The sequence below is a fragment of the Zobellella denitrificans genome (assembly GCF_002237365.1).
Lineage (GTDB): Bacteria > Pseudomonadota > Gammaproteobacteria > Enterobacterales > Aeromonadaceae > Oceanimonas > Oceanimonas denitrificans.
Genome location: NZ_NMUO01000001.1, coordinates 61,201 through 77,279, shown reverse-complemented (window position 1 = coordinate 77,279; position 16,079 = coordinate 61,201). Strand labels below are relative to the sequence as shown.

The following is a 16,079-nucleotide window of genomic DNA, read 5'->3' as shown; positions in this document are numbered from 1 at the left end:
NCCGCTGGCCGAGGACGACAGTGCCACCCAGGTGGAGGAGAATGCGCCGATCACGGTCGAGGTGTTCGCCAACGACAAGGAGGGGGCGGACGGTGTCGATCTGGCCAGCGGTGTGGCGCTGGTGGAGGGCAGCCTCACCGGCAGTGGCAGCCTGGTGTACAACAATGACGGCACCTTCAGCTATACCCCGGCGGCGGGCGAGGAAGGCGAGGTGAGCTTCCAGTACCGTCTTACCGACGGGGACGGGGACAGCGCCTCGGCGACCGTGACCATCACCCTGCAGGGCGACTCCAAGCCGACGGTATCGGTGCTCTTGGCCGAGGGTGACGATGGCGTGGTGTGGGAATCGGCGCTGCCGGCGGGCAGTGGTGGCGGTGACCTGACCGCCTCCGGTTCGCTGGATATCAAGACCGGCAACGATGCCCTGGACTTTATCGAGGTGCAGGACAAGGACGGTAACTGGATCAAGATCGACGCCGACGGCACCTTGGTGCAGGGGGACTACGGCACCCTGTCGGTCAATACCGACGGCAGCTGGACCTATACCCTGGCGGAGCACACCCTGGACCATGACGGCATCGACCAGACCGGTGGCGCCGACCAGGTGCAGGACCAGTTCCAGGTGCGGGTGACCGACGACGACGGCGACGTCTCGCCGGAGGCGACGCTGACGGTCCAGGTCAACGATGACGGCCCCGTGGCCGAGGACGACAGTGCCAGCCAGGCGAATGAAAACGAGCAGGTCACCATTGACGTGTTCGCCAACGACAAGGCGGGGGCGGACGGCGTCGACCTGGCCAGCGGCGTGGCGCTGGTGGAGGGCAGCCTCACCGGCAGTGGCAGCCTGGTGTACAACAATGACGGCACCTTCAGCTATACCCCGGCGGCGGGCGAGGAAGGCGAGGTGAGCTTCCAGTACCGTCTTACCGACGGGGACGGGGACAGCGCCACGGCGACCGTGACCATCACCCTGCAGGGCGACTCCAAGCCGACGGTATCGGTGCTCTTGGCCGAGGGTGACGATGGCGTGGTGTGGGAATCGGCGCTGCCGGCGGGCAGTGGCGGCGGTGACCTGACCGCCTCCGGTTCGCTGGATATCAAGACCGGCAACGATGCCCTGGACTTTATCGAGGTGCAGGACAAGGACGGTAACTGGATCAAGATCGACGCCGACGGCACCTTGGTGCAGGGGGACTACGGCACCCTGTCGGTCAATACCGACGGCAGTTGGACCTACACCCTCGACACCAATAGCCTCGAGCATGATGACCCGAATGCCATCGGCACCGCCGACCAGGTACAGGACCAGTTCCAGGTGCGGGTGACCGACGACGACGGCGACGTCTCGCCGGAGGCGACGCTGACGGTCCTGATCAACGACGATGGCCCCGTAGCCGAGGACGAGTCACCGCAGTTGGTGGTGGAAGACGACGCCGGGCAGAATCTGGTTGCGGGTAATGTGCTGGATAACGACAGTTTCGGTGCCGATGGCCAGGCAGCGGGCACTTATCTGGTATGGAATGAGGATAACGCCGAGGTGATAGAGGCGTTGTCCCAGTACGGCACCCTGGTGTTGAACGATGACGGCAGCTACCAGTTCACCCTGGACAACAGCCTGGCGGCGGTACAGGCCCTGACGGCGGAGGATGAACTGAGCTTTACCCTGGGGTACACCATCTACGACGGCGATGGCGATCCGGACGGCGCCAGCCTGACCATCCTGATCCAGGGGGCGGATGATGACGCGGAGGTGACCATACTGGCGGGCGAAGACGAACGCACCGTGTACGAGGCCGGACTGGTGTCGGAGCAGGACGAACGGGAGTCGGTGAGCGGCACCGTGCAGATCAGCGCCAGTGACGGCATCGCCAGCGTGACCATCGGCGGCGTGCTATTCACGTTGGCGGCATTGCAGGCCTTCAGCGAGGAAGCACCCGGTGAAGTTGTCACCCAGTACGGCACCCTCTATCTCACCGGCTTCGATGAGAATGGCATCCTGAGTTATACCTATGTGCTGGGCGAGGCGCAGGAGCATGTCAAACCGGGTAATGATGAAACACTGAGTGAAAATGTGGAGATAGAGGTGGCCGGCATCGGTGGCACCCATGCCAGCGGTACGCTGACACTCCATGTGGTGGACGATGTACCGACCCTGTCCGTGATGAACTTGTCCATCGCCAATATTCAGGCGACCTATCAGGGCTTTTATCAGTTTGATGTTGGCGCGGACGTTCATGGTTTTGCCAGTGCCTTTGATGCCAGTGCGCTTGTCTGGCAGGGCATGCCGGATGGCTATAGCTTCACCCTGGATGCCGGCCTTTCAAATGACGAACGGCTTTTTTACAAGGCGGAGTTTTTCGATGGGGAGCAAACCCAGGTCTTTTTCACTATCGCCATCAACAGTGACGGTACTTATGATTTCAATTTGGTTACACCGGAGCCGATAAGGGAAGTTCCTGTAGATAGCCTGCTGGCCGGAGTATCTGGTGGCAGTAATCTTGCCAGTTATACTTTTAACGGAGATTTGTTTGGCGGTTACTTCAGTCTGGTAGCCACAGGACTAAGCGAGAATAATAAAGGTGAGCTTGTTGATAGCACTATCACCATATCTTCTTCCGAACTCGGTGTCGGTGATAATGTGATGCATGGAAACAAGGGGGACAGATTAAGATTAACCCTTAATTTACTGGATAATGAGATCGCTATATCCGTATCTGAACTGAATTTCAAGATAGCCTCAAGCGCCTCGGCGAAGCCTGGGGACGGCATCACTCTTTTTGTCGTATACAAGGATGGTTCTAGTGAGGAGATTAATGGTGTTATCGGTGCCGACTATACCATTAGTTTTGAGATAGATCCTGGCAAAGTGTTGGATTATGCTGACCTATATGCCAGCGATAAGAACCAGTTTAAGATAGAAGGGGTGGCTCTGAAGTACGTAATCAAGGAGTTTCCCGATGATTATCAACTCGATTTTTTACTGACCGGAGCGGATGCGGATCAGGATACGGATGATGCGGAGTTTTCCGTCATGGTCAGTACTACCACCTCCAATGGTTATGAGATTTCCGGTAGTGATGGCGATGATGTGATTTACGGTACCGACGGTAACGATTTTCTTATCGGTGATGCCGGTAACGACATTCTTATCGGCGGTGCCGGCGATGATATCCTGATAGGCGGTTTGGGCAATAACACCCTGACCGGGGGGGACGGGGCGGATATTTTCCGCTTTATCGAGGCCGACGCCGGCTCCGTCAATACCATCACCGACTTTGAAAAGGGGATTGACCAGCTTGATCTGAGCGAACTGCTCAATGGCGAGGAGTCCGGAAACTTGAACGACTACCTGAACTTCAGCCTGGATAACGGCGATACCCTGCTGACCGTCTCGCCTGGTGGTGACGGCGGCAATACCCAGGTTATCCGCTTCGAGAACCAGGACCTGCTGGCGGATTACGGTGTCAACAGCAGCAGCGCACTGATCAACGCCATGCTGGACGATCAGTCGCTGATGGTGGACAAGTCATGACGGCGGGGCTCAGGTAAAGGCGAGGCAACCATGGCCAAGGTGACAACGGCCCTGCTCCAGGGGGTCAGCTACCACTGGAACGGGCAGGACATATTGGTGGACGACGGGGTCAACCTGCCGTGGTCGCTGCCGGGCGGCAGCCTGGAAGAGGTCGAACTCTTCGATGGAGAGGGAGAGCCGCTGGGATCCTTCTCCATCGATTTTGAGGAGCAACGCTGGTCCCTGTGGGGGCAGGGGAGCGCCGGGGAAGTGATCCTGCTGGATGAAAGCGGGGCACGCCTGCAGCCCGTTGCCAGGGCGGGGGAGCTGGACGATATCCTGCTGCAAGAAGGCGTTCCCCTGCCTTCCACCGGGCTGGTTTCCGGCAATGGCCCCGGGGAGCTGGTATTGCCGGATCTCGACGACATCCTGGACGAAGTGATGGATTTGGATGAGACTCTTCCTGCGACTGCCCCTGACACAGCGGGGCTCAGCAGCGAGCTGATCGACGATGTGGTCAACTGGCTGGCGGTGTATCATCATCACGATTGAACCGGTCGGGCCCATCCGGGTCAGATATCAGGTCATTTCCATCATGAGGCAACACCATGCGTATTTTCCCCCTCGGCAGCCTGTCGCTGCTGCCCTTGTTGTTCAGCTCGGCCAGCTTCGCCATCGCCGTGCCCGATGCTCCCCACCTGGTCACCCAGGGCCAATCCGAGATCCGGGTTGAACCCGACATGGCGACCCTGTCGGTCTCGGTGACCGCGCTCAAGCCGGAAAGCCGCGCCGCCAAGGAAGAGGTCGACACCAAGGTCGCCGCCCTGTTCAGCAGCCTGGCTGGGCTGGGCATCAACAAGGAAGATATCGACAGCGGCAATGTCATCACCCGTCCCGATTATCGCTATCCGAAAGACGGGGACGGTCCCGAGCTGAAAGGATACCTGGCCGAGCGGCAGATCACGGTGCGGCTGTACGATCTGGAACAATTGAGCCCGGCGCTCAACAAGATACTGGAGCAGGGCATTCAGAACATTCAGCAGGTCGGTTACGGCCGGCGCGATGCGGACGAAGTGCGCCGGGAGGCCCGCGCGGCGGCGGTGGCCAACGCCCAGGCCCTGGCCGAAGAGCTGGCGGCGGGCTTTGGCCGCAGCCTGGGCGAAGTGTACGCCATCGAATACCAGGCCCAGGGGCCCATCATGCCGCGTCCCTTCGGCATGATGGCGAAGATGGCCTCGGCCGAGAGCCTGGACGCCAGCTATGTGCAGAACGAAATCCAGTTCAACGACTCGGTACAGGTGGTGTTTACCCTCGAATAAAAGGTGGCCGGGGAAAGGGAATATTCCCCGGATGCTCCGTCCGGAGCCGGCCGATTCCCCCGCAGTAAAAGGGTTCAGTGATTAAAAAAAAATTTATAACTTAAAAAAACGTGACCTTGATTACAGAAATTCCCTAAAGCCGATGTTTTTGATACTTTATGGTCCTATAACGCAGTTGTCATAAAGGACCAGGTAATGGCTAACTATTCTTTAGATAAAGAAAAAATTAAAATTTTATTATTGGAAGGCGTGCATCCGGGCACCGTTGATTCCTTTAAAAATGCTGGCTACAGCAATATCGACTATCTGAAGACCTCTCTGGCAGAAGATGAACTCAAGGAACGCATCAAGGACGTTCATTTCGTCGGCATCCGCTCCCGTACCCAACTGACCGACACCGTGCTGGACGCGGCCGACAAGCTGGTGGCCATCGGCTGCTTCTGCATCGGCACCAACCAGGTCGATCTGGCGGCGGCCGAGATCCGCGGTATTCCGGTGTTCAACGCCCCCTTCTCCAACACCCGCAGCGTGGCCGAACTGGTGCTGGGTGAGCTGTTGCTGCTGCTGCGCGGCATCCCCGAGCGCAATGCCCTGGCTCACCGCGGTATCTGGCAGAAAACCGCCACTCATTCCTTCGAGGCGCGTGGCAAGAAGCTCGGCATCATCGGTTACGGTCATATCGGCACCCAGCTCGGCATTATCGCCGAGGGTATCGGCATGCAGGTGTTCTACTACGATATCGAAAACAAGCTGTCGCTCGGCAACGCCACCCAGATTGCCAGCCTGGAAGAGCTGCTCAACATGTCCGACGTGGTGTCCCTGCACGTGCCGGAAACCCCCCAGACCAAGAACATGATTGGCGCCGAAGAGCTGGCGATGATGAAGCCGGGCGCCATCCTGATCAACGCCTCCCGTGGCACCGTGGTGGAGATCGAGGCCCTGGCCGAGGCCCTGCGCAGCAAGCATGTCGCCGGTGCCGCCATCGACGTCTTCCCGGTCGAGCCCAAGTCCAACGATGAAGAATTCATGTCGCCGCTGCGCGAGTTCGACAACGTCATCCTGACTCCCCATGTCGGCGGCTCCACCCAGGAAGCCCAGGAAAACATCGGCTACGAAGTGGCGGGCAAGCTTATCAAGTACTCAGACAACGGCTCCACCCTGTCGGCGGTCAACTTCCCCGAGGTGTCCCTACCCGAGCATTCCGGCACCAGCCGGCTGCTGCACATCCACCATAACAAGCCGGGCATACTGAATCAGATCACCCAGGCTTTCGCCAGCGAAAACATCAATATCGCGGCCCAGTACCTGCAAACCTCGCCGAAAATCGGTTATGTGGTGATCGATGTGGAAACCGCCCAGAGCGAGCAGGCCCTGACCAGGCTCAAGGCCATCGAGGGCACCATCCGCGCCCGTATCCTGCACTAAGAAGCTAGAAGCTAGAAGCTAGAAGCTAAAAGCCCGGGAAACCGGGCTTTTTATTGCTCAAATTGTCGGTTGTTCACCTTGGCCGTTACGGGCTACAGCACTTCCGGCCGGATATCCAGCTCATCCACAAAGCGCTCCACGCTCAGCTCCGCCTGCTTGACCTCGTCGAAGCTGGCGAGGTGGCACACCGCATCCCCCTCGTTGACCAGCGGCATGGTCAGGCAGCCGATGACGATGCCACTGCGCGGTGCCGTGACCTCGCAGGTGTCGGCGCCCAGGGGGGCGCTGATGGTGCCCAGGCACTGGCCCTTGCTGACCCGGTCGCCGAGGCGGGCCTTGAGGTGCAGCAGGCCGTCCTGCTCGGCCCGGATCCAGGTGCTGGATTTGGCGATCATGGGTTTAACCTTGGCCTTGCCGGCCACCGGTTTCAGCATGCCGAGGCCGCGCATCACGTTGAGCACGCCCCGGGTTCCAGCCTTGATGGCGAGCGGATCGAAGCGCAGGGCCTCGCCTGCCTCGTAAAGGATCACGGGGATGCCCCTGCTTTCCGCCACCGCCCGGAGCGAGCCGTCGCGGATGCTGGCGTCCAGCACCACGGGGGCGCCGAAGTCGTCCGCCATCTGGCGGGTGGCGGGGCAGTCCAGCCTGGCCCGGATCTGGGGCAGGTTGGATCTGTGGATGGCCCCGGTGTGCAGATCCACGATGTGGCTGCATTGGCTGACGATCTCGTCCACGAAGAAATGGGCCACCCGCGCGCCGAGCGAGCCTTTCTCCGAGCCGGGAAAGCAGCGGTTCAGATCCCGCCGGTCCGGCAGGTAGCGGGACTTGTGGATAAAGCCGAATACATTGACCACGGGCACCGCCACCAGGGTGCCCTTGAGCCGCGCCGGGTTTACCCGGGCCAGCACCTGGTTGACGATCTCGATGCCGTTCAGCTCGTCGCCGTGGATGGCGGCGCAGATCAAGAGCACCGGGCCGGGCTGCCGGCCATGCACCACCTCCAACGGCACCGTCAGGGGCGACTGGGTATAGAGCTGGGCCAGGGCCAGTTGCAATACCCGGCGGCTGCCGGGCGTTATCTGGGTACCGGCGATAGGAAAGCTCTCCCGCATCAGCCGCGCTCCTGAGACTTGCGTTTCTTGTGGGCGTGTTTTTCGATGTACTGGATCATCAGCTCTGCCACGTCCTTGCCGGTGGCCTGCTCTATGCCCTCCAGCCCGGGGGAGGAATTGACCTCCATTACCAGGGGGCCGCGTTTGGAACGAAGCAGATCCACCCCGGCCACGCTCAGGCCCATGGCCTTGGCCGAGGCGATGGCGGTCTTGCGCTCCTCCGGACTGATGCGCACCAGGGTGGCTTCACCGCCCCGGTGCAGGTTGGAGCGGAACTCGCCCTCCCTGGCCTGGCGCTTCATGGCGGCAATGACCCTGTCGCCCAGCACGAAGCAGCGGAGATCGGCGCCGTTCGCCTCTTCGATGAATTCCTGCACCATGATGTTGGCTTTGAGTCCCATAAAGGCCTCCAGCACGCTCTCCGCCGCCTTGCGGGTTTCCGCCAGCACCACTCCTATGCCCTGGGTGCCCTCGAGCAGCTTGATCACCAGAGGCGCGCCGCCCACCATGTCGATCAGATCCGGCACATCGCCGGGCTTGCAGGCGAAGCCGGTGATGGGCATGCCGACGCCCTGGCCGGACAGCAGCTGCAGCGAGCGCAGCTTGTCCCGGGAGCGGCTGATGGCGGCGGAGTGGTTCAGGGAATAACAGCCCATCATCTCGAACTGGCGCAGCACCGCGGTGCCGTAGAAGGTGATGGAGGCGCCGATGCGCGGGATCACGGCGTCGAAATGCTCCAGCTCCCGGCCCTGGTAATGGATGGAGGGCTTGTTGTCGTTGATGTTCATGTAACACTTGAGGGCATCGATGATGGTGACCTTGTGTCCCCGCACCTCGGCCGCCTCCCGCAGGCGGCGGGTGGAGTACAGGGACGCGTTACGCGAAAGAATGGCAATGTTCATGGGTTTCATCAGGCTTGGCACGGCTCTCTGTTTCTCGATCCGGGGGAGCATAAAATCAGGCCCACTATCTACGCTATCCGGGGGGCCGGCGCCAACAAGAAAAAGCGGGGTTGGGGTCAAAAATATTCGTTTTGCGGTCAAAGCGCCACTATTGTCGATTTATCCGGCAACGGCCGGGCGGCGTCCGGTTTCGGCCGGCACCTTTATTTGTGGCGCCCGCTGTGCCTAAATAATAATCCCATGTGAGCGGGCGGCAGCATACTGGCCGGCTGCCCGGCAGCCAACCGAGCGAGGAGGAGCCATGTCTTCCATTTCGAAGCTATCCACACTGAAACTGGGCGAACAGTCCTGTCTCTACTACAGCCTGGAGCAGGCGCCGGGCGGCAAGGCCCTGGCCCGCCTGCCCAAGTCCCTCAAGGTGCTCGCCGAGAACCTGCTGCGCCACCAGGGACAGGACGGCGTCGGCCCGGACGATATCGCCGCCATGGCCGACTGGCTGAACGGCGGTACCAGCGAGCGGGAGATCGCCTTTCGTCCGGTGCGGGTGCTGATGCAGGACTTTACCGGGGTGCCGGCGGTGGTGGATCTGGCCGCCATGCGCCAAGCCGTGCAACGCCTGGGCGGCGAGGTGGAAAAGGTCAACCCGCTGACGGCGGTGGATCTGGTCATCGACCATTCGGTGATGGTGGACGCCTTCGCCGACGACAAGTCCTTCGCCACCAACGTGGACCTGGAAATGGCCCGCAACGGCGAGCGCTACGCCTTCCTGCGCTGGGGTCAGCAGACCTTCGACAACTTCCGGGTGGTGCCGCCCGGCACCGGCATCTGCCACCAGGTCAACCTGGAATACCTGGGCCGGACCGTGTGGCGCCTGCCCGGCGAGGGCGACACCGTCGTCTGCCCCGACACCCTGGTGGGCACCGATTCCCACACCACCATGATCAACGCCCTGGGCGTGCTCGGCTGGGGCGTGGGCGGCATAGAGGCGGAGGCGGCGATGCTGGGCCAGCCGGTGTCCATGCTGATCCCCGAGGTGGTGGGCTTTAAACTGAGCGGCAAGTTGCGCGAGGGCATCACCGCCACCGATCTGGTGCTCACCGTCACCGAGATGCTGCGCAAGAAGGGGGTGGTGGGCAAGTTCGTGGAATTCTACGGCGACGGCCTGGCGAGCCTGCCCCTGGCGGACAGGGCCACCATCGCCAACATGGCGCCGGAATACGGCGCCACCTGCGGTTTCTTCCCGGTGGACGAGGAAACCCTGCGCTACCTGCGGCTGACCGGTCGCGACGAGGAGCAGCTCGCACTGGTGGAAGCCTATTGCAAGGCCCAGGGCCTGTGGCGCCACCCCGGCGACGAGCCGGTGTTCACCGACACCCTGAGCCTGGACATGGGTCAGGTGGAGGCCTGCCTGGCCGGGCCCAAGCGGCCCCAGGACAGGGTACCGCTGTCGCGGGTAGCGGAAGCCTTTGCGCTTGGCAACCAGATCAAGGTGGAAGCGGCCCAGCAGAGCCGACTGGAAAATGAAGGCGGCCAGACGGCGGTGGGTGCCAATCAGCCATCTGCCGGCACCGAATTTTCCCTAGATGGCCAAAACCATCGGCTGCAGGAGGGCGCCGTGGTCATTGCCGCCATTACCTCCTGCACCAATACCTCCAACCCCAGCGTGCTGATGGCCGCCGGCCTGCTGGCCAAGGCGGCGGCGGAGAAGGGCCTGACCCGGGCGCCCTGGGTCAAGAGTTCCCTGGCACCGGGCTCCAAGGTGGTGACCGACTACCTGAAGAAGGCCGGGCTGATGCCCTGGCTGGAGCGTCTGGGCTTCTACCTGGTGGGCTATGGCTGCACTACCTGCATCGGCAACTCGGGCCCCCTGCCCGAGCCCATCGAGCAGGCCATCCGGCAGGACGACATCACGGTCGCCTCCGTGTTGTCGGGCAACCGCAACTTCGAAGGTCGCATCCATCCCCTGGTCAAGGCCAACTGGCTGGCCTCGCCGCCGCTGGTGGTGGCCTACGCCCTGGCCGGCAACATCAAGGTGGATCTGACCCGGGATCCGCTCGGTACCGGCAAGGACGGAAAACCGGTCTACCTCAAGGATATCTGGCCCAGCCAGCAGGCCATCACCAAGGCGGTGGAGCAGGTGAACAGCGAGATGTTCCGCAAGGAATATGCCGAGGTGTTCGAGGGCGATGAGCGCTGGCGGGCCATCGCGGTCACCGGCGGTAGCACCTTCGACTGGCAGCCGGATTCCAGCTATATCCGCCATCCGCCTTTTTTCGAGACCATGGGCAAGGAGCCCGAGCCGGTGGCGGACATCAAGGATGCCCGGCTGCTGGCCATACTGGGAGATTCGGTGACCACGGACCATATTTCCCCGGCCGGCAACATCAAGGCCGACAGCCCGGCGGGACGCTACCTGCGGTCCCTGGGCGTCGAGCCGCGTGATTTCAACTCCTACGGCTCGCGGCGCGGCAACCACGAGGTGATGATGCGCGGCACCTTTGCCAATATCCGCATCCGCAACCTGATGCTGGACGGGGTGGAAGGGGGCGAGACCCGCCATTATCCCAGCGGTGAGCAACTGGCCATCTATGACGCGGCCATGCGCTACCAGGAGGAGGGCGTGCCCCTGGTGGTGGTGGCCGGCAAGGAGTACGGCACCGGCTCCAGCCGCGACTGGGCCGCCAAGGGCACCCGCCTGCTGGGCGTACGCGCGGTGATCGCCGAATCCTTCGAGCGCATCCACCGCTCCAACCTGATCGGCATGGGGGTGGTGCCGCTGGAATTCACCGGTGGCGACAGTGCCGCCGGCCTGGGGCTAAAAGGAGACGAGCGGCTCGGCATCCGCGGCCTGAACGAGCTGACACCCGGCAAGACGCTGACGGTGGAGATAACGGACGCCGACGGCAAGGAGCGGGAGATCCAGGTGCGCTGCCGTATCGACACCGGGGAGGAACTCACCTACTACCGCCACGGCGGCATACTGCACTATGTGATCCGCAGAATGCTCTGAAGCCGGAAGCTTGAGGCTGGAAGCTGGAAGCAAACCGAGGGGGGCAGACTCGGCTTCCAGCCTGGCTTTTAGTCACAAGTTTTTGTTGACTTTAGATCAGCAAAACATCGGCCAAAGCGCACAGCTCCTCCGGCACGCCGTAAACCCATCCCTGGGGGCTCCGCCGCGCCCTCCCTGGCGCGGAGGGCCGGCGAAGCTGCGCCCTTTGTCCTCTCTGTCGCCCCGATGCCACCTGCTGGCACCATCTTCAGACGGCGTCGGGGCTTGAAAGAGGCAACAGGGATGGCCTCCGCCGACCGTCACATGCCAGGGATGGCATGTGCGAGCCTACATGGATGTACTTGCGGCGTGTCGGCGGAGGTAGCCCTGCTGCCTCTTCTCTGCGCTGAATCAGACAGTCGGACTTGTGACTAAGAGTCAGGCTTCCAGCTTCCAGCTTACGTCTTCCAGCTGTTTTTTAACCCAGGGTGGCGAGGATCACCTGGTCGGGGGCGAAGCAGGCGAAGGCGCGGCTGCCCGGGGCGGGCAGGGGTTCCTGCGCCGGGCGCAGGGCGTGGATCTCATGGCCCTGATCCAGTCGCAGGGTAATTTCGTTGAACTGCTCGCCGCTGGCCACCTCGACGATGGCGCCGGCCAGGCGGTTGCGGGTGTCGTCGGCTGGCGCCGTTTCAACGGCGACCCAGGGCGCCTTGATCAGCGCCAGCACCTCCTTGCCCGGCGCCAGTCCCAGCCGCCGGCAGCTTTGTTCGGTGATGTCCGCGTAAAGCAGGGCGCCGCCGTCCAGCCGCAGCCGGACCTTGCGGCTGAGATCGCTCGGATCCATTCCTTCCACCCGGGCGAAGAACTGATTGCGGGCGCTGGTCTGCAGGCCGAAGCGCGCCACCACCGCCAGCAGGCTGTCGAGGGAGGCGGCCTCGTCCTGCAGGGCGTCCACCGCCATCCGCTCTATCCGGGCCAGCAGGCTGTAGACTTTCAGCAGCCGCTCGCCATAGGGGGTGAGGCGGGCGCCGCCGCCGCCCTTGCCGCCGGCCTCGCTCTCCACCACCGGCTGTCCGGCCAGCTCGTTCATCTCGCGCACCGCGTCCCAGGCCGACTTGTAGCTGATGCCGGCGGCCTTGGCGCCCTGGCTGATGGAGCCCTGTGCGCGAATGCATTCCAGCAGGCGGATGCGCTTGGGGTTGACGAACAGCCGACCCTCGCGGTGCAGGCTGAGCAGGAGTTCCAGATCCATATTCATCTACCGAGTGAAAAGGGCATTGTCCCCGGAAAGCCGGGCGGCCTCAACTGCCCGGCGCCTTATTCCAGCAGGGCCATGGACTTGATCAGGGCCTGGGCCGACATGCCCGGGGCCAGGGCCAGCTCGGCCACGGACCAGGCGGTCAGCTCCGCCAGCAGGGGCTGGCCGTCGGCCAGCCGGCAGATCACCAGTTGGTGACCTTCCACCACCGGGCCGATTTGTGTGATGTGCACCGGCAGGCGGTTGCGGATGCTGAGGCGCCCCGGCGCCTCCAGGGCCAGGCTGACATCCCGGGCCAGGATGCGCAGGCGCCGGCTGGTGGCGGGCGGGGTGCCCCGGGCGCCGGCCCAGAGGGTGGCGGCCGCCGTGTGGAAGGGATAAAGGCCGTGCCGGTCACGCTCGCCCAGCCGGCCTTCCAGCACGGAAACCGGCCCTTCCTCGTCGAACAGGGGGGAATCGGGGCGCACCAGGGCTTCCCGCAGGGGGGAAATGGCGTCGACCCGTCCCCGGCTCATAAACAGCACCCGATCCGCCAGCCGCTCCACCTCCTCCGGGGCATGGGTCACCATCAGTATGGGCACGCCGGCCTCCCGGGCCAGGCGGGAGAGGAAGGGCATGATCTCCCGCTTGGTCTGGGTATCCAGGGCCGACAGGGGTTCGTCCAGCAGCAGCAGCCGGGGGCTGGCGAGCAGGGCCCGGCCCAGGGACACCCGTTGGCGCTGGCCGCCGGAAAGCCGATCGATGGTGCGCTCGAGCAGCGCCTCTATGCCCAGCATGGCCGTCACCTCGGCCAGGCTCAGGCGCCGCTCCGCCACCGGGGTGCGACGCAGGCCGTACTCCAGGTTGCCTCGCACCGACAGGTGGGGCAGCAAACTGTGCTCCTGGAACACCAGGCCGATGCGCCGCCGGTGCAGGGGCAGAAAGTGGCGGCCCTGCTGCCAGCGCTGGTCGCCGAAACGGACCTCGGCCTCCGGCACTTTGTCCAGGCCGGCAATCAGGCGCAGCAGCGTGGTCTTGCCGCAGCCGGAGCGGCCGAACAGGGCGGTGACTCCGTCCAGTGGCAGGGAAAAATCCACATCCAGCTCGAAATCCTGGCGTTGCAACCGGGCTTTGACAACAAGGCTCATAGGCGGACGCTCTCGAAACGGCGGCTGACGGCATAGACTACGAACAGCACCAGGAAGGCGAACACCAGCAGCAGCAGCGACAGGCTGTGGGCCGCGTCGTAGTTCATGGCTTCGGCGTGATCGTAGATGGTGGTGGACAGTACCTTGGTCTGGCCGGGGATGCTGCCGCCCAGCATCAGGATCACCCCGAACTCGCCCAGGGTATGGGCGAAACTGAGGGTGGCGGCGATCACGAAGCCGCCCCGGCTGAGCGGCAACAGCACGGTAAAAAAGCGATCCAGGGGGCCGGCGCCGAGGGAGGCGGCCACCTCCAGCGGGCGCCGGCCCAGGGCGGTAAAGGCCTCCTGCAGGGGTTGCACCGCGAAGGGCAGGGAATAGATCACCGAACCTATCAGTATGCCCTCGAAGGTGAAGGCCAGATGATTGAGCCCCAGGGACTCCAGGGTGCCGCCGACCCAGCCGCGGGGGCCCAGGGTGATCAGCAGGTAGAAGCCGAGCACCGTCGGCGGCAGCACCAGGGGCAGGGCCACCAGTGCCTGTACCGCGATGCGCAGGGGGGAGCGAGGGCCGGCCAGCCACCAGGCCAGGGGGGTGGCGATGACCAGCAGGATCAGGGTGCTGTACAGGCAGAGTTTGAGGGTGACCTGGATGGCGACCCAGTCGCTGGGACTCAGGCTGAGCATAACAACTTATCCTTTCGCGTCTTCCATGAAAGAGCCCCGGCCTCGCGAGGTGGCGGGGACGGGCTCAACGGGGCCGGCGGGTTAGCCGAGCCCGGAGATGTTAGCGCTGTTGATCGGGCAGCAGAAAGCCGTATTTTTCCATGATGGCGTGGGCCGGTGCTGTTGCCATGTAGCGGGCGAAGCCCCTGGCCGCCTCGTTGTGCTCGGCCCTCTTGGTCACCACATAGCCCTGGGTCAGGGGCTGGTGCAACTGGTCGTCGATCAGGTAATGGCCGTGGCTCGCCAGATCCGGGAAAAGCGCCAGGGAGAGGGCGATGATGCCCACATCGGCCGCCTCCGACGCCACCATCTGGGCGGTGTGGGCGATATTCTCCCCGAACACCAATTTGTTTTGCACCTGCTCCCAGACGCCTACCGCGGTCATCGCTTCCTGGGCACGGGCGCCGTAGGGGGCATGGGCCGGCTGGGCGATGGCGATGCGCTTGATGTCGTCCCGGGTCAGGTCCGCCAGGGTAAGCCGGCTGGCGTCCTGGGTCTTGCTCCACAGCACGATGCGGCCGATGGCGTAGACTTCCGGCTCGGTGGCGGTCAGGCCTTCCTCCTTGAGTTTTTCGGGAAAGGCGATGTCGGCGGAAAAGAACACATCATAGGGGGCGCCGTTGATGATCTGGGTGGTCATCTTGCCGGAGGAGCCGTAGATCACCTCCACCTGCTGGTCCGGGTGCTCGGCCTTGTACCCCTCGAGGATGTCGTCCAGGGCGTAGCGCAGATCCGAGGCGGCGGCGATGGTGAACTTTTCCGCCTGGGCGGTGAAGGAAAGCCCCAGGGCCAGCAGCAGACCGAGTATCCATGTCATCGGGTGTTGACTCCATCCAAGGTAACAGGGAGGGTGATATTTCGCTGTATAAAAAAATAATAGCGATTGGCGTAATGTAGTGGGTTATATAACCCTTGGCAAGATCTGTTTTTATTTGAAAATAATTAGGGGGGTATAACGGGAGGAGAAGGGCCAGACAGAACGCCTGGCCCGGGCGGGATCAGGCGCCCTTGCGCACCACGCCCTCGGGGGTGCCGATCAGCAGCACATCGGCGCCACGTTCGGCGAAGAGGCCGTTGGTGACCACGCCGACGATGGCGTTGATGCGGGTCTCCAGGCCCTTGGGATCGGTGATCTTGAGACCGTGCACATCCAGGATCTGGTTGCCGTTGTCGGTAACCACCCCTTCCCGGTAGACGGGGCGGCCGCCGAGCTTGGCCAGTTCCCGGGCCACGTACTCCCGCGCCATGGGGATCACTTCCACCGGCAGCGGGAAGGCGCCCAGCACCTCGACGGTTTTGCTGCCGTCGACGATGCACACGAACTTGTCGGCCACGGCGGCCACGATCTTCTCCCGGGTCAGGGCCGCGCCGCCGCCCTTGATCATCGCCATGGAGCCGTCGATTTCATCGGCGCCGTCCACATAGACCGCCAGCTCGCCGACCTCGTTGAGATCGAAGACTTCGATGCCCAGTTGCTGCAGCCGGGCGGTGGAGGCCTCGGAGCTGGACACGGCGCCCTTGATCTGGTCCTTGATGGAGCCGAGGGCGTCGATAAAGTGGTTGACGGTGGAGCCGGTGCCCACGCCCACTAGGGTGCCCGGGGTCACGTACTCCAGCGCCGCCCAGCCGGCGGCCTTTTTCATTTCGTCTTGTGTCATGGCTGTGCTGTCTCCTGCAAAAGTGCCGCGCATTATAGCAAAGGCGGCCCTGCTTG

At 63.1% G+C, this 16,079-nt stretch carries 12 protein-coding genes; 5 read left to right on the top strand and 7 right to left on the bottom strand.

Annotated elements, in window-relative coordinates:
* Positions 1-4 precede the first annotated feature (4 nt).
* The 4 genes from CGX12_RS00330 to serA all read left to right on the top strand — a co-directional run bounded on the left by CGX12_RS00330 (position 5) and on the right by serA (position 6,255).
* The gene (locus CGX12_RS00330) at positions 5-3,532 is read left to right on the top strand and encodes a cadherin-like domain-containing protein (protein ID WP_303396170.1); all 3,528 of its coding nucleotides are present in this window, start codon (positions 5-7) and stop codon (positions 3,530-3,532) included.
* Positions 3,533-3,562: 30 nt separating this feature from the next.
* On the top strand, positions 3,563-4,063 hold the full coding sequence (locus CGX12_RS00325) for a hypothetical protein (RefSeq protein WP_094037907.1): 501 nt from the start codon (positions 3,563-3,565) through the stop codon (positions 4,061-4,063).
* A gap of 56 nt (positions 4,064-4,119) precedes the next feature.
* Positions 4,120-4,830 carry an SIMPL domain-containing protein gene (locus CGX12_RS00320; protein ID WP_094037906.1) on the top strand — a complete coding sequence of 237 codons (711 nt, stop codon included), beginning with the start codon at positions 4,120-4,122 and terminating at the stop codon, positions 4,828-4,830.
* A 195-nt stretch (positions 4,831-5,025) separates the two neighbouring features.
* Positions 5,026-6,255: a phosphoglycerate dehydrogenase gene (gene serA / locus CGX12_RS00315; protein ID WP_094037905.1), complete on the top strand. Its 1,230-nt coding sequence runs from the start codon at positions 5,026-5,028 to the stop codon at positions 6,253-6,255.
* 92 nt (positions 6,256-6,347) lie between these two features.
* Here the strand turns inward: serA and CGX12_RS00310 are convergent, their stop codons facing one another.
* Together CGX12_RS00310 and rimK are read right to left on the bottom strand one after the other, a co-directional pair.
* Positions 6,348-7,367 (bottom strand): succinylglutamate desuccinylase/aspartoacylase family protein, encoded by a 1,020-nt coding sequence (locus CGX12_RS00310; protein ID WP_094037904.1) that lies wholly within the window; start codon positions 7,365-7,367, stop codon positions 6,348-6,350.
* The gene (rimK, locus tag CGX12_RS00305; protein ID WP_094037903.1) at positions 7,367-8,269 is read right to left on the bottom strand and encodes a 30S ribosomal protein S6--L-glutamate ligase; all 903 of its coding nucleotides are present in this window, start codon (positions 8,267-8,269) and stop codon (positions 7,367-7,369) included. Before rimK ends, CGX12_RS00310 begins: the two co-directional genes overlap by 1 nt.
* Positions 8,270-8,570: 301 nt before the next feature.
* Here rimK and acnA point away from each other — a divergent pair, with 301 nt between their 5' ends.
* Entirely contained in the window at positions 8,571-11,279 is a 2,709-nt protein-coding gene (gene acnA, locus CGX12_RS00300; RefSeq protein WP_094037902.1) for an aconitate hydratase AcnA, read from the top strand.
* A gap of 457 nt (positions 11,280-11,736) precedes the next feature.
* On the opposite strand, the gene CGX12_RS00295 is transcribed toward acnA, so the two are convergent.
* The 5 genes from CGX12_RS00295 to rpiA all read right to left on the bottom strand — a co-directional run bounded on the left by CGX12_RS00295 (position 11,737) and on the right by rpiA (position 16,023).
* The gene (locus CGX12_RS00295) at positions 11,737-12,510 is read right to left on the bottom strand and encodes a TOBE domain-containing protein (protein ID WP_094037901.1); all 774 of its coding nucleotides are present in this window, start codon (positions 12,508-12,510) and stop codon (positions 11,737-11,739) included.
* Between the two features lie 65 nt (positions 12,511-12,575).
* On the bottom strand, positions 12,576-13,643 hold the full coding sequence (gene modC, locus CGX12_RS00290; protein ID WP_094037900.1) for a molybdenum ABC transporter ATP-binding protein: 1,068 nt from the start codon (positions 13,641-13,643) through the stop codon (positions 12,576-12,578).
* Positions 13,640-14,317: a molybdate ABC transporter permease subunit gene (modB, locus tag CGX12_RS00285; RefSeq protein ID WP_217898099.1), complete on the bottom strand. Its 678-nt coding sequence runs from the start codon at positions 14,315-14,317 to the stop codon at positions 13,640-13,642. Before modB ends, modC begins: the two co-directional genes overlap by 4 nt.
* 109 nt (positions 14,318-14,426) lie before the next feature.
* Entirely contained in the window at positions 14,427-15,182 is a 756-nt protein-coding gene (gene modA, locus CGX12_RS00280; protein ID WP_094037898.1) for a molybdate ABC transporter substrate-binding protein, read from the bottom strand.
* Positions 15,183-15,363: 181 nt separating this feature from the next.
* A complete protein-coding gene (rpiA, locus tag CGX12_RS00275) occupies positions 15,364-16,023 on the bottom strand; it encodes a ribose-5-phosphate isomerase RpiA (RefSeq protein ID WP_094037897.1) in 660 nt (219 codons plus the stop codon).
* Between the last annotated feature and the right edge of the window lie 56 nt (positions 16,024-16,079).

What these genes read in the sequence shown, in the direction of transcription:
- rimK (WP_094037903.1), bottom strand. Translation starts at nt 8,269, where the DNA reads ATGAACATTGCCATTCTTTCGCGTAACGCGTCCCTGTACTCCACCCGC.
- rpiA (WP_094037897.1), bottom strand. Translation starts at nt 16,023, where the DNA reads ATGACACAAGACGAAATGAAAAAGGCCGCCGGCTGGGCGGCGCTGGAG.
- modC (WP_094037900.1), bottom strand. Translation starts at nt 13,643, where the DNA reads ATGAGCCTTGTTGTCAAAGCCCGGTTGCAACGCCAGGATTTCGAGCTG.
- CGX12_RS00325 (WP_094037907.1), top strand. Translation starts at nt 3,563, where the DNA reads ATGGCCAAGGTGACAACGGCCCTGCTCCAGGGGGTCAGCTACCACTGG.
- acnA (WP_094037902.1), top strand. Translation starts at nt 8,571, where the DNA reads ATGTCTTCCATTTCGAAGCTATCCACACTGAAACTGGGCGAACAGTCC.
- CGX12_RS00295 (WP_094037901.1), bottom strand. Translation starts at nt 12,510, where the DNA reads ATGGATCTGGAACTCCTGCTCAGCCTGCACCGCGAGGGTCGGCTGTTC.
- modA (WP_094037898.1), bottom strand. Translation starts at nt 15,182, where the DNA reads ATGACATGGATACTCGGTCTGCTGCTGGCCCTGGGGCTTTCCTTCACC.
- serA (WP_094037905.1), top strand. Translation starts at nt 5,026, where the DNA reads ATGGCTAACTATTCTTTAGATAAAGAAAAAATTAAAATTTTATTATTG.
- CGX12_RS00320 (WP_094037906.1), top strand. Translation starts at nt 4,120, where the DNA reads ATGCGTATTTTCCCCCTCGGCAGCCTGTCGCTGCTGCCCTTGTTGTTC.
- CGX12_RS00310 (WP_094037904.1), bottom strand. Translation starts at nt 7,367, where the DNA reads ATGCGGGAGAGCTTTCCTATCGCCGGTACCCAGATAACGCCCGGCAGC.